This window comes from Ruegeria sp. D1(2025) (assembly GCF_056536425.1).
Window position 1 is genome coordinate 86,416 of sequence record NZ_JBQFPO010000012.1, and the last position, 13,788, is coordinate 100,203.

Below are 13,788 nucleotides of genomic sequence, written 5' to 3' on the forward strand. Positions count from 1 at the left end.
TCAAACCGGCTATAAAAAGCGACGGATTTGCGTCGAAAGGTCTGCCTATGCCCGACAAGCCCCGATCCCCTGACGCCAATGGTGGTGTCGAAGCGGTAGAGCGCGCATTGCGTGTGCTGGACATCTTTGAGCCGGGCGATGCAGGCCTCTCTTTGAAGGAGGTTGCGGACCGCAGCGGGGTCAACAAGGCGACAATTCTGCGTCTGAGCGTGTCGCTTGAAAAGTTTGGTCATATTACGCGAGACGCCGAGGGTCTGTTTCACCTCGGGCCGTCTTTGTGGCGTCTTGGATCCGTGTTTCGCCAAAACCTGCGGATGGGGCCAATTGTGCGACCGGTGCTTGCGAATTTGGTGAATGCGACCGGCGAAAGTGCGTCGTTTTATGTGCAACGCGGCAACTCTGGCGTGTGCCTCTACCGGGTCAATTCGCCAAGGCTTGCGCGGGATCACGTTCAGGAGGGCGAGATCATTCCGCTGAGCATGGGCTCTTCGGGTCAGGTGCTGGATGCTTATTCCATCCGGCAGGGAAAACAGGCGGCCAGCATCCGAAAGGCCGGGTATTATCTCAGCCTTGGTGAACGCGATCCTGACGTCGCCGGACTGTCGGTTCCTGTTCTTGGGTTCGAAGATGAATTGCTGGGCGCGATCAGCTTGTCCGGCCTGCGCGTCCGCTTCAATGACACAGCCGTCGAAAAGTATCGCGCGGCGGTCCTTGATGCCGCCCGCCAGATTCGGGTGGAGTTTGGCGAAAAATAAGACCCGCATCATTGTGCCTTGTCTTTCCGACGCCCGATCATCTGCACACCGATAAGCGCCGTGATGGACACGACAATCAGACAGGTCGAGATCGCCGCGATTGTCGGATCAAGCTGATCACGCAGTGAATTGAACATGCGCCGGGTGATTGTGGCGTTTTCCCCGCCCGAGACCAGCATCGAGATCACAACCTCGTCCAGCGACGTGATAAATGCCAGAAAAGCCCCTGTCTGGATCGAGAATTTCACCTGCGGTACGGTGATTGTCCACAATGCGTATGCACGGGACGCCCCTAAGCTGCGCGCTGCAAGCTCCTGATCGAAATCATAATTCTGCAATCCCGACATCACCGTCACGATCACGAATGGCAGCGCCAGCGCAGTATGGGCGATCACGATCCCGGTCAGTGTGTAATTGAGCCCCAGCTTGGCATAGAGGCTGAACACTCCAACAGCGATCAGGATCACTGGCACGACAATCGGCATGATCACAAGGATTTGAGCCGCGCTCCTGATACGAGGCGCAGAGCAATGCAGACCATAGGCACAAAGTGAGCCCAGGGGCGTCGCGATTGCCGTGGTCAGCGCCGCCGCGATCAGCGAGGTCTTTGTTGCGCTCATCCATTCCGGCGACGTGACATAGGCCACGTACCAGCGAAACGAGAGCGATGTCGGCGGGAATTCCAGATAGGATGCCCCCGAAAACGACATCGGGATAACGATCAGCGTGGGCAGGATGAGAAAGAACAGCACAGCAATGCCGACCACTGTCAGCCACAGGCCGTCGATTTTACGTTGTCCGACTTGTTCCATTTTCAGATCCTCAGCGCATAAACAGTTTGTCGAGCCCGAAGACACGGTTCATCAGCCAGATCATCGCCAGCGCCAGCAACAGCAGGACCACGCCCAGGGCTGATGCGGCCCCCCAGTTCGAATAGACTGTGATGGTGCTTTCGATACGCTGCGCCAGCATCTGAACCCGGCCACCGCCCAGCAAAGCCGGTGTGACAAAGAACCCAAGCGACAGGATGAAAACCAGCACGATGCCGGCAAAAAGGCCCGGCAGGGACATTGGGAAAAATACCCGCCAAAAGGCCCCGCGCGGGCTGGAACCAAGGCCCACGGCGGCTCGGACCAGGTCGCCGTCAATATTGCGCATAGTGGCGTAGAGCGGCAGAACCAAAAAAGGCAGCATGATATGCACCATGCCAATGATGGAGCCGGTCAGATTGTGCGCCAGTTGCAGCGGTTCTTCGATAATGCCAAGTGACATCAGCGACGAATTGATGATCCCATTGCGCTGCAAAAGCACCAGCCACGCATAGGTCCGCACCAGAACCGAGGTCCAGAAGGGGACCAGCACAAACACCATCAGAATGGCCGCTGTTTTGTTCGGCATCTTTGTCAGCCAGTAGCACAGCGGGTAGCCGAGAAGGACGCAAATCACCGTCACGGCAATGCTGATCTGAAACGTGACGACAAAGGTTCGCCGATAGAGAGCACTACTAAAGATGCGCGTGTAATTTTCCGTGCTCAGTTCGCCTGCCGCATTGAAAAACGACAGCGAAGACAGCCAGAAAATCGGCAGGAAGACGACGATCAAGATCGTCAAAACCGCAGGCATCGAAAGCCCAAGAAACGTCAGTTTTTCGCGGCGTTCTTCGGATTTGAGCGTGCTGGCATTCTGAAGAGTCCCAGCACCTTCATACGTCTCGGCGATACTCATGCCACATGTTCCGGTACGATGATCGTATCTTCGGGATGCAGGGCAAGGCCGATTTGCTCTCCCTTCGACGGCAACCCGGTTTGGCCCGCGCGATTGGCAGGCACACGCACATTGATCTGACCAGCGCTGTCGTGCTGAACGATCACTAGAACGCTGTCGCCCTGATAAATGATGTCATGCACTTGGCCGGACAGGTCATTGGCGGCGTCTGGCACCGCGCCTGCTGTGACTTCCAGCAACTCGGGCCGGATGATCAGACGATGGCCTCCGCTGCCCAGCGCAATAGGCGTATTGGATTTCAGAACGCGCTCGCCAAGCTGCGCCGTGTCATTCGCTACACTAACCGGCAGGGAAATGGATTCCCCGATAAAATCCGCCACAAAGAAACTATGCGGCTGGCGATAGAGCCGCTCAGGCGTCGCGATCTGTTCGATCCGCCCATGATTGACCACTGCAATCCGGTCCGACATCGTCAGGGCTTCGCGCTGGTCATGGGTCACGTAAACGACAGTTGCATCCAGCTTTTCATGCAGCGCCTTCAATTCGATTTGCATATGTTCGCGCAACTTCTTGTCGAGCGCTGACAACGGCTCATCCATCAGAATGATCTGCGGCTCAAAAACCATGGCGCGGGCAAGGGCCACGCGCTGTCTTTGTCCCCCGGATAATTGCGTGATGCGCCGGTCGCCATAACCGCCCAGCTGCACGGTCTCCAGCGCGCGCTCGGCGCGGGCCTTCTGATCGCTTTTGGACACCCCGCGAATTTTCAACGGATAAGCCACGTTTTCTGCGACCGTCATGAACGGAAACAACGCATAGCTTTGGAACACCATGCCAAGGCCGCGCTTGTGGGGCGGCGTTGCAATCATTTCCTGTTCGCCAAACCGGATCGACCCGCCATCAGGACGCACAAATCCGGCCAGCGCCATCAAAAGCGTCGTCTTGCCGGAGCCTGATGGCCCCAGCAATGTCAGGAACTCGCCCGCGGCGATGTTCAAAGACACGTCATTCAGCGCTTTGACCGATCCGTAGGCCTTGCACAGGTTGGATATATCGATGGGAAGGGAGTGGGCTGCAGGTGACATGGGGGCTCCTAACCTGACAAAAATGGGCGCAGCACAAGATGTGCCGCGCCCAGATATTTTTTACTGTTGGATCAGCGTGTCAAACTCTTCGGTCAACTCGCCCAGCTGGCCGATGTAAAAGTTCGGATCGACCAGAAGCTGCTTGCCATAGTTGTCGGGATGTGTGTTGACCTTCACTGCCATCTCATCCGAGATTATCCCGGTGCCGAAGGCACCCGAATTCACCGGACCCAACGGCATGGTCACCGCCAGCCTCGCCTGTGCTTCGGCGCTCAGCAATTCGTTGATAAGGCGCATCGCGTTGTCTTTATTCGGAGCCCCCTTGGGAACCAACAAGCAGTCCACGTCCATCGTGCCGCCATCAAAGGCATAGGCCACATCAATGCCCGACGCGATCACGCTTTCTACGCGGTTATGGCCCATATGGATCACGTCCACTTCGCCGTCACGCAGCAACTGCGCCGATTGCGACCCGCCGCGATACCAAACGGTAACTTCGGGGGCAATCTCACCCAGCTTGTCCCATGCGCGCGCCTTGCCCTCATTCGTGGCCAACGTGTCATAGATCTCGGCCATCGGCACACCATCCGCCATGAGCGCGGCTTCGAGGTTATAGTTCACCTTGCCGTGCATACCGCGCTTGCCGGGGAAGTTTTCCAGATCCCAGAACTCTGCCCAATTGGACGGGCCATTGTCGCCAAATGCATCCTTGCGATAGGCAATCACCTTGGTGAAGTTGATGAAGCCGATGTAATTGTCATGGATCAGCTCTTTCGGAATGCCTGTGGTGTCAACAATCGAATAGTCGATCGGCTCAAGGCTGCCTTCCCGGCTCAGGGTTTCACACGAAGGCAAATCCTGTTCTGTAACGTCCCATGCAACGGCACCCGCCGTGATCTGCGCGCGCACGTCCTGAATGCCGTTTGTCGTATCTTCCTTGACAGTGATATTCAGCGCACCAGCGGCAGGTTCCAGCATGGCTGAGCGCAAGGCATCCTGAAACGAGCCTCCCCAGGACGCAAACACGACCTCTCCCTCGGCAAAGGCAGGCGAAGCAATGGCCAGGCCACCTGCCACTAGCGCCGTGGTGAGCTTCAGTTTTTGGTTATCTTTCATCATGTCAGGCTCCTCCCGAACTGTTGGTTGGTTTGTGGCTTCGCGACATGCGCGGCTCCACATAATCATTCGCAATCGTTTCATCTAGCAAAACGTCATTTCAGTTTTACTAGAGCTGATGTTGGAATTGGTCAAGGATTCTTTTGCCCCGTAGGATTCACACTCCCGTTTCCTGAGCATCAGAGCCTGGAAAATCTCGCAATTCGCGCATTGGTGCAGCATTCATCTGGGTTCGATCTTGCACATATGGCGTCTGAAGCGATCTTCGTCTGACCCGAAGTTAACTGCCACCGATTGAAGCATTTGGTGGAACGTGCGGACCGCAAACTCTCACTCGCTTTGCGTTGATCCGCGAATTTGAGTGGCAGCTTCTTGACAGTATGCGCCAATTGATCCTGACGACAGAATTGGTCAATTTGGGCTCAGCCCCGACCTCGGATGCGACGCAGCATCCCGTGATATGGAGGCATCGTCAACGTCAGGTTGTCGTTGTGGGAGGGCATGGCGGATCGGAGGATCAGTCATGGAAACACCAAACTTACCGGCCATTCGTGCGCTTCGCCCGGCTTGGAACAAAGGGCGCATCGTTGGGCAAAAACGGCCACTGAAACCAAAACACGTCTGGGCAATCCGTGTTCGACTTGAACTCGCCGAGAACCATCGGGACCTGGCGCTGTTCAATATGGCAATCGACAGCAAACTGCGTGGCTGCGATCTCGTGAAGATGAAAGTCGTCGACGTGATGGCGTCCGGCCAGATCAAGGAACGAGCTTCGGTGTTGCAAAGCAAAACGCAGAAGCCGGTTCGTTTTGAAATCTCCGAAGGCACACGCGCCTCGGTTGAAAAGTGGATGGAAGATGAGCTCATGGTCGGCTCGGAGTACCTATGGCCGGGTCGTTTCCATGAACGCTTGCACATCTCGACACGCCAGTACGCCCGGATCGTCCGGGATTGGGTCACGTCGATCGGTCTGGAGGCCAGTGCATACGGAACGCATTCGATGCGGAGGACAAAAGTCACACAGATCTACAAGAAGACCGGCAACCTGCGGGCGGTCCAGCTGCTACTTGGGCACACCAAGATGGACAGCACCGTCCGGTATCTCGGTGTTGAGCTGGAAGATGCGCTTGCGATCGCAGAGGCCATTGAAATCTAACAACTTGGGCCGTCTTCGCGGACGGCCCAAACAAGACCTTGGCGAAATCTGCGGCGAACAGCGACGAGGAGCCCAGAGCGACGGTCTTCTTGCGGAGCAGGCAAGGACATCGCTTTAAAGTTTCAACTGACACGGCGTATTAGAAAATTCAGAAAAAACTGCCCGTCAATCCTGCGCGGCTCGTAGACAAGCCTTCTTCCTGGCGAAAGTCCTTCGGGCAGTTTGACGCTTATATTGACCTTATAGGGTGTCGCCTGCCCGAAATGCGAACTCAATGTGAAGCGCAATTTCAACTGACCGGAGTCATCGAATTTGCCAGTGAAGTCCCTAAACCAAGGCCCTTCGGCCGCAAAGCCTTGGGCAGATAGCAAGGTCAGCTTGTCTCCATTGCGATTGATGCGCAAGGCTGCAAGTGGCTCGATTTTTCCGGGGAAATAGGCCTTGTCGGGCCGACTGGTTGTTTGCCAATAATCATCGTCCCATCTGCGTCTGATTAAGACAATGTAGTCACCATCAAAAGTCGCGAAAGACGGCGCGACCAACTGATTACAGACTCTTCCTTGCTCTCCTCGAAGTGCGGCAAGAGTTTCACTGGTCTCGAGGCTCTCAGGCGTCAGTCCAAGATTCTCTCTAGCGCTGATATACCGAGAGAAAGCAGATCTCGTGCGTGGGCCCGCAACACCGTCCGCTGTGCCAGCGCTGCAGCCAACGCGATTTAGCTCAGTTTGTATATCACGGATCAGGCTGCGCGTCTCTGTATCATCCTTCGCGCTTTGAGGCGATGTCGGCACAAGAGCTGCTACTTTGTCTCGCGCAGTACTACTGTTGCCCGGCACTTCGTCCTTCTGGTGCTCAGCAAGCAAGTCGTCCCGCAACGAAAGGGCGAGCGCGACTGCAAAATGATCCCTTTCGCCTTCGTATCGCTCCAGAAACATCTCGATCGCATCAAGCCTTCCGAGCGAACGCGCAAGTTCAAAGTCCGCATAAATCTGGTCTTCGACACGCTCAATTTCTTCCTCTGGCGTCGAGCCTGCAGCCGCATCTGGAACAAGAAAAATGTCTCTGGCGGGAAGCGAGCCATAAGTAAATGGCTCCTGATAGCCTTCTGTCAGAGTGTAAACCCTGTCGCGGACTCGCCGAAACAACTTGCCAATCTCAAGTCCGGGTTCCTCGATGTGGTTGAGCAGAGCCTGAGCATAGGGGCTGTTGCGGCCATCGCCGTCAAGCGCCAGCGTTCCGCTCCTTGCAGCATATCCAACCAACACACCTCCCGGATCGATACGTGCAAGTCCGCGTCCAATTGAGCGGGTGCTGTTTGTGCGCTCCATAGTCGCGAGGAATGGATTGTTGCGGCAGGCGTCAACCAACACGATCTTCAAGCCGGGTGCGCCCGCGATGGAGCTAATCAATGTGTTGAGGCGGATTGCCTCGAGTTCGATGTCACGGTCGCTCCGCAGTTCCGCACTGACAGGGATCAGGAAGTTCGTGTTGTCCAACTCGATGCCGTGGCCGGCGAAGTATACGATGACCGACTCGGCGTTTTTTGCCTTTTCTCCAAAGTCACGTATGGCAAGGCGCATGTCGCGGTAATCCAGATCAAGACCTGTTGTGACCTCAAACCCGATCCTGCGCAATGCCTCTGCAATGTCGATCGCATCATTCGACGGGTTTTTGAGATTGCTGACATGTTGGTAGTTCGCATTGCCAATTACCAAGGCAACTTTGTCCGCCAGCACCATCGCAGGCAGAAAACAAAACACAACTGAGAACAGGATACGCTTCATGTGAAATATCGCCGTTAACGCGTCTACCATATGAACGTTTCCACACTTTCGGAATTCAATCAATATGACCGGCGTGGACAAGCTCTAGCTCGGCTTAGGCCGCATAGCGGAGTTCGGGATTGACACGACGAAGGTTCGTTTCCCGCCCATTGCGCCAGTTTCGGCATGGACCATTCATATGAAGTACGAACTCGGAGCCGCCTTGCGGCGGGACAGAAAGATGCTCGCTTGGGAAGCTATCTAAACGTCAGCTTCCGCATTTCCTGCGAGCATGCGTAGCGACTGCAGCGAACTTCCACTTCCCGCTCAACTTACAAAATCACCCAGATACTCTGCTAACTTGTAAGTCAGAAAAAAGTATTATATTTTCTGACAAGGAGAAAACTATGATCACTTCATCGATTAGACAACGCATCATCGGAAAAGGCCGGGGCGCAATCTTTGCGCCAACCGACTTTCTGGATATTGGCTCCCGCGCAAGTGTGGATCAGGCATTGTCGCGTTTGGCAGATCAAGGGATGATCCGACGGTTAACGCGTGGGCTTTATGACTATCCGAGAAAGAGCGCCCGATTAGGGCTGTTGTCTCCGTCAGCCGATGACATTGCCAAAGCGATTGCACGCAAAGACAATCAGGTTCTACAGCCCTCCCCTGCCATGGCAGCCAACCAGTTGGGGCTGTCGACCCAAGTGCCGTCCAAGCCGACTTACATGACCGACGGCCCGACCCGCACCAAGACAGTTGGTCGACAAGTCATCCAGTTCCGGAATGCATCATCCAAAACGCTAGTTGGTGCAGGCCAGAAAACCGGCGCCGTATTTCAGGCGTTACGCTATGTTGGCAAAAACCGGGTGGATAGCCGTGTTGTCGACACGCTGGCCCGCAATCTGGATGTTAAGGACCGCGCATTGCTCGCAAGACAAAGTAGATATGTTCCGGCCTGGATGCACCCGGTAGTGCAGCAAATCGTGGCATGGGTCTGATCTTGGACCAGTTTGCCAACGATACTCCAAAGAACCGTGAAGAAGCGTTTCAGGAAACGGCCGCAAAGCTTGGCATTTCCAAGGCAATCGTTGAGAAGGATTTCTGGGTCTGCTGGTCGCTGAAACATCTATTCGCCCTGCCCTCTTTTGGCACTCACATGATCTTCAAGGGTGGGACATCGCTATCCAAGGTCTATGACATCATCCATCGGTTCTCAGAAGACGTGGATCTGTCTCTCGACCGGGCACAGCTCGGTTTCGACGGCACACGTGACCCCGAGCACCCTGCCCTTTCAGGCAAAAAACAAAAGCAACTGCTGCAGGAGCTTCAGGATACGGCCACCAAAGTAGTCTCAGGACCGCTTCTGAAAGAAACCAAGATCAAGTTTGGCGCCGTGCTTGATCAGCACTTTTCCCTCTCGGTCGATCCTAATGATGCACAAACCTTGCTTTTCGCCTATCCATCCGAGACAAGTGCGGCCAGCGGCTACATCCAGCCGGTAGTGCGGTTCGAATTTGGCGCCCGTGGGGTTCACCTTCCAGCCGAGTCCCGCAGGATATCACCTTATGTGCATCAGGCATTTCCAGACCTGTTGGAGGCGAGCGACGTCGATGTGAAGGTCTTGGGTGTTGAACGCACATTCTGGGAGAAAGCCACGATCCTGCATATGCTCTATCATCAGGACATCACCAAACCTCTGGCTGACCGTATGTCGCGCCATTATTACGACATGGCTCAGTTGATCAAACACGAGACCCATTCTCGCGCTATCGAACAGATCGATTTGCTGGATCAGGTTGCACACCATAAGTCCGTCTTCTTCAAAGCGGCTTGGGCTAACTACGAGAATGCCAGGCCCGGATCACTAAGATTGCTACCGAACCCTGAGCTGAAAGCAGCGCTGCGCCGGGACTATGTGGGGATGCAAGAAATGATCATCGGGGATCCCCCCTTGTTCGACAACATTCTGAAAACCATCGGGATGTTCGAGGCCAAACTCAACGGTTGAAATCAGCAATTTCGGTTGTCTCACGGCACAGCGTGCGACTTACAAATCTGGATTGTTAGCCGAGCAAACACACTTTCTGAATTCGCCCGAACTCGAGCTGGACCGCTCCAAGTAAAGGTTTCAAATGGTGAGATTGAATGTACTGTGCGATGAACTTGCTGGGTGCGCGCAAGGTGATTGTCTGATCTTGTATTTCAACAAATTTGAGATCGCAGTACCAACTTTTAAACAATAGTGCTTCAGACTCTGATAGGCGCCGAAGCGCCCTGCCCCACGGATCCTGAAGGTCTTGTCCCTCATGTTCAACAGCTTCTGGTTTTTCTTGGCCAAATTGTACATGAACAACCTTTTCGGTCGGTTTTGGAGTTTGTGTCTCCATGCGCGATACAAAATCAGAACCAACATTTCGCCAAACCGGTTCGCTCAGACGGTAAATTTCCGTGTAGTTGAGTCGGTACGCTGCGACGCGGCCTCTAACCCCAGGCCTAAGCTGGAGAAGTATACTTGAATCCGTCAATCGCTTAATTTCTCTCTTGACGGTTCGTTCGTCCACAGACCAGAGGCGGGCCATTTCTTTTTGTCCGACCGTCAGCTCATCAGTGCGCCAGTTGTATCGGGCCGTTATCAACGCAATGAGCCGCATCATCGAACATTGAAAACCGGGTGTGCCATTCAATCCCGCAACAGAGATTGCAGTCAAAAGATCGTACTTCTGAGAACCGGCCTGAAATCCTGTAAATCGTTTTATTTCCATTTTGATACTGCCACTGTGCCTCGAGCGGATCGGTTTCGCTGACCGATTCCATCAATTGGGTTCAGTGTGATGAAATCCCGTAGTTTGTCAACGGGCTTTGAAAAACAGGATGACCGCCTCTTTCTTCAAAATCAAAAGAAAATTCGGTTAATAGGTTATAGGTGACACTATGCTGTCACCATATTGGGGGTCGAGTGTCACCATATATCTGGTAATTGGTCGCTGCCTGTCACCAAAACATAGCTTCGCTTTCGAAATACCTCCCGTTTTTACCGAGTCGGAGGCGAAAAAGCGGAAATTCCATTCTTTACGTTTTGCAGTTTTCCAAAATCGCGTTATTAGAAGACATCCGTGATATAACAAGAGCAGCACCATGCGTGACCACACCGACCTTCAAGCTATGAACGAACGAAGCCTGGCCCAACAGGCTGCCGTCCGCCGCGCTACTTTCTCGCCCGCTGACGAGAAAGTGCTTCGACCATTCTCGATCTGGGAAATTAGCCAGTTCATGTTTGATGTCCCGGCGGACACCTTGAGAAAGAAGTTGGCCGAAGATCCGTCTCTTCCGCAAGGGGCGACTGAAGATGATGGGCGGCAAAGATGGTTTTCTCTGGCTGAGATAAATGAGTTGAGACGGCGCCTGAGATTTAGAGGTAAAAGCCTTCTGCCTCAAAGGCCGGCAGGCCGGGCTATGAGAGTAGCGGTTTCGAACTTTAAGGGTGGTGTCGGCAAAACTGTCGTTGCCCAGCACTTGGCGAATGCGGCCGCGCTTGATGGTTACCGTGTTCTGGTGGTGGATTTCGACCCCCAGGCGACACTCACGCATTCGATGGGTCTGGCTGAAGTTAGAGAGTGGAATACTGTCTGGGGCATTATGTGCCGCGATCTCTGCCGTGAGGCGAACCGGATCGCGGACGAATATGATGATCCCGCAGATTGCCCCTACCCTACTGCCGACGAATTGCCTGAAGATGTTCAGTCGATTGGCGCGCAACGTGTACAAGACTTCATTCAAAGAACTTCTTGGTCGACGATCGACATCATCCCGAGCTGTGCGAACGCGGCCTTCGTTGAATTTGCGTCCGCTCAGTACAGGTCCATTCATAAGGCATGGAGTTTTTTTGGATGCGTAGCAAGATATCTCGATGAGTTGCCTGACGACCAATATGATTTGATTGTTTTCGATTGCCCGCCGGCAATTGGATACCAGTCTTTGAATGCGGCCTTTGCTGCTGACATCCTCTATATTCCGTCTGGTCCTGGTTATTGGGAGTATGACAGCACAACGAGTTATCTTGGTCAGCTTGGCGATGCCTTGGAAGACATAACCAGCGGGTTCGAACGTATTGCACAGGATGCTGGTATCACGCTTCCTAAAAGGTTCGATGACATACGTGTTCTCATGACTCGCTTCGAGGCTAGCAACTCTTTGCACGTCGCGATGATGGATGCTTTCAAAAATGTCTTCGGCGCCGATGTCTGTCAAAATCCCATCGAAATGACACGTGCGGTCGAGCAATCTGGTAGGTTCCAGATGTCTGTTTACGAGCAGGACTACAGACAGATGACTCGGGACACATGGAAACGGGCGCGTCAGTCATTTGATAATGCATACAGCGAATTTAGGGATGTCGTCCTAAGGGCTTGGGAGGCACGTACTAAAATTGAGGAGCGGGTAGAATGAGCGGGAATAAATTTGGCTTCACTCCAATTGATGAAGATGACCTCAAGAAAACACGCCGCCGCGAAGTGGGGCCGATGGGGGCTGCGGTTCGCGAGACAGCAAACAGCCTAAATGAAAGCACTGAGAACCGTGTCGAACAGCGACGGCAAAATGCCTCCGATGCTAAGGAGTATCGTAAAGCTCGTGATGAGGGGCGAGTCTTGGTTGCGGTTGGCATCAATGAAATTCATACGACAGATCTGCCACGAGATCGCTTGGATCTTTCGGCTGTCGCAAGTTCCGACGAGATGGATGAACTCAAGGCTTCAATTCAGGAACGCGGCCAGAAGGAGCCCATAGAGCTTTATAAGGATTCAGATGGACGCTTCCAACTCAAAAAAGGTTGGAGACGAGTAACTGCTCTTAAGCAGCTTTATGAAGAGACCGGTGATGAACGCTTTTCCAGTGTTACGGCGCGAGTTGCCAAATCCCAGAGTGATCGCATCGACCTCTATATTGACATGGTTGAAGAGAACGTTGTTCGGGAAGACTTGACGTTTGCTGAGATGGCGCAAGTGGCAATTCTTGCTTCTAAAGATTCAGAGTTGGGGGCAGGGGATGCAGAAGCTTTGGTCGGAAGGCTGTACTCATCCCTGCACAAGATGAAACGCTCCTATATTCGTAGCTTTGTTTACCTGCTCAGTGAACTTGAGGGTGCGTTGCCGTTTCCAAAGAGTGTTTCCAGAAACCTTGGCGTTGAGGTTGCGCGGAAACTTCGAGCGTCATCGGCTTCAGCTGCTGCATTAAGAGATGTGTTAGTGCGCGCATCCACAGCCGGTGAGCAAAACGAAATACTTGATGCTTTCGTGGCAAGTTCTGATGCTGAACCAGCTAGCGGCAAGCGGCGTGAGAAGGTTGAGAGCGTGAAGTATGAGTTCCACGTGGGCGCTTCAAAAATCACTGCGCGCAAGGGAGAGTGCAGGATATTGTCTGGTCAGGACTTTAGTTCGATTGACCGGTCAAAGCTCCAGAGAGCGGTTGAGGCTTTCGAAGCTGTTTTGAACGAGTAGTAACCCGCGGGTTACCCATGCTCAGATTTCTTAATTTTAATGGCGGTAACCCACGGGTTACCGCTTTCTTCGTTTAGCACCAGCTTACCCCAACAGGTCTGCGGCCGGGTTTTCGGCGATATCGACGTCATCGTAGTATTTCTGCGCCTGTGCCATGGAGCGGTGTAGGGACAGGCGCATGGCGGCCTGGATCGGGGCACCGTCCAGTGCGGCCTGGGTCAGAAAACCCGAGCGCAGCCCGTGGGGCGAGGCGAAGCCTTCGGGCAGCCTCGCCAGTTTCAACCGGTGCCGAACAATCTGGTAGATCGCATCCGGGCTGAGGCGGCGCTTGAGCACCCGGTCAGCCTTGGAGATGGGTCGGAAGAGCGGCCCATCCCTGATCTGGCCCACCTCGATCCAATGCACCAGCGCCTGTGCCGCGCGGGTCTTGAGCACCAGCCGCGGGGTTTCCCTCTTTTGGGTGGTCTTGGTTTCCAGCAGCGAGATCCACACCAGACCCTTGGCCTCGAACTCTTTCAAGGACACATCTTCCCGCATCAATCCGGTGATCTCGGACCTTCGCCGCCCGCCCGAAGCCCAACCCAGCATCAGGATCGCCCGGTCGCGGCAATCGCGCCGCGACCCCCGGCAGGTGGTCAGCAACTGCTCGAGAACATCGCGGGTAATCGGGTGCTGCGATTTTGGGGC

Annotated in this window: 13 protein-coding genes; 6 read left to right on the plus strand and 7 right to left on the minus strand. The window is 54.3% G+C overall.

Annotated elements, in window-relative coordinates:
* Window positions 1-47: 47 nt before the first annotated feature.
* A complete protein-coding gene (locus tag ACR1XU_RS20335) occupies window positions 48-755 on the plus strand; it encodes an IclR family transcriptional regulator (protein ID WP_170417827.1) in 708 nt (235 codons plus the stop codon).
* 8 nt (window positions 756-763) lie between these two features.
* Here ACR1XU_RS20335 and ACR1XU_RS20340 read toward each other — a convergent pair whose 3' ends face one another.
* The 4 genes from ACR1XU_RS20340 to ACR1XU_RS20355 are packed head-to-tail and all read right to left on the minus strand — an operon-like array spanning window position 764 to window position 4,684.
* Window positions 764-1,567: an ABC transporter permease gene (locus ACR1XU_RS20340; protein WP_170417829.1), complete on the minus strand. Its 804-nt coding sequence runs from the start codon at window positions 1,565-1,567 to the stop codon at window positions 764-766.
* Between the two features lie 10 nt (window positions 1,568-1,577).
* The gene (locus tag ACR1XU_RS20345) at window positions 1,578-2,480 is read right to left on the minus strand and encodes an ABC transporter permease (protein ID WP_170417832.1); all 903 of its coding nucleotides are present in this window, start codon (window positions 2,478-2,480) and stop codon (window positions 1,578-1,580) included.
* Entirely contained in the window at window positions 2,477-3,565 is a 1,089-nt protein-coding gene (locus ACR1XU_RS20350; protein ID WP_170417835.1) for an ABC transporter ATP-binding protein, read from the minus strand. Before ACR1XU_RS20350 ends, ACR1XU_RS20345 begins: the two co-directional genes overlap by 4 nt.
* Before the next feature lie 60 nt (window positions 3,566-3,625).
* Window positions 3,626-4,684: an ABC transporter substrate-binding protein gene (locus ACR1XU_RS20355; protein ID WP_170417838.1), complete on the minus strand. Its 1,059-nt coding sequence runs from the start codon at window positions 4,682-4,684 to the stop codon at window positions 3,626-3,628.
* Between the two features lie 520 nt (window positions 4,685-5,204).
* On the opposite strand from ACR1XU_RS20355, the gene ACR1XU_RS20360 reads away from it, so the two are divergent.
* Entirely contained in the window at window positions 5,205-5,837 is a 633-nt protein-coding gene (locus ACR1XU_RS20360; protein ID WP_093037018.1) for a tyrosine-type recombinase/integrase, read from the plus strand.
* Between the two features lie 122 nt (window positions 5,838-5,959).
* Here ACR1XU_RS20360 and ACR1XU_RS20365 read toward each other — a convergent pair whose 3' ends face one another.
* A complete protein-coding gene (locus ACR1XU_RS20365; RefSeq protein WP_170417841.1) occupies window positions 5,960-7,621 on the minus strand; it encodes a caspase family protein in 1,662 nt (553 codons plus the stop codon).
* Between the two features lie 386 nt (window positions 7,622-8,007).
* On the opposite strand from ACR1XU_RS20365, the gene ACR1XU_RS20370 reads away from it, so the two are divergent.
* The gene (locus tag ACR1XU_RS20370; protein WP_170702629.1) at window positions 8,008-8,604 is read left to right on the plus strand and encodes a DUF6088 family protein; all 597 of its coding nucleotides are present in this window, start codon (window positions 8,008-8,010) and stop codon (window positions 8,602-8,604) included.
* Complete coding sequence (locus ACR1XU_RS20375; protein WP_170702628.1) at window positions 8,595-9,614, plus strand: nucleotidyl transferase AbiEii/AbiGii toxin family protein; 1,020 nt, start codon at window positions 8,595-8,597, stop codon at window positions 9,612-9,614. The genes ACR1XU_RS20370 and ACR1XU_RS20375 overlap by 10 nt, the downstream gene beginning before the upstream one ends.
* Before the next feature lie 55 nt (window positions 9,615-9,669).
* Here the strand turns inward: ACR1XU_RS20375 and ACR1XU_RS20380 are convergent, their stop codons facing one another.
* Entirely contained in the window at window positions 9,670-10,368 is a 699-nt protein-coding gene (locus tag ACR1XU_RS20380) for a DnaA N-terminal domain-containing protein (RefSeq protein WP_170702627.1), read from the minus strand.
* Window positions 10,369-10,741: 373 nt separating this feature from the next.
* Here ACR1XU_RS20380 and ACR1XU_RS20385 point away from each other — a divergent pair, with 373 nt between their 5' ends.
* Window positions 10,742-12,052, plus strand: a complete 1,311-nt coding sequence (locus tag ACR1XU_RS20385) for an AAA family ATPase (RefSeq protein ID WP_170702626.1) — start codon at window positions 10,742-10,744, stop codon at window positions 12,050-12,052.
* Window positions 12,049-13,101, plus strand: a complete 1,053-nt coding sequence (locus ACR1XU_RS20390) for a ParB N-terminal domain-containing protein (RefSeq protein ID WP_170702625.1) — start codon at window positions 12,049-12,051, stop codon at window positions 13,099-13,101. The genes ACR1XU_RS20385 and ACR1XU_RS20390 overlap by 4 nt, the downstream gene beginning before the upstream one ends.
* Window positions 13,102-13,185: 84 nt before the next feature.
* Here the strand turns inward: ACR1XU_RS20390 and ACR1XU_RS20395 are convergent.
* The coding region (locus ACR1XU_RS20395) for a tyrosine-type recombinase/integrase (RefSeq protein WP_480915655.1) at window positions 13,186-13,788 on the minus strand (603 nt) is incomplete at its 5' end.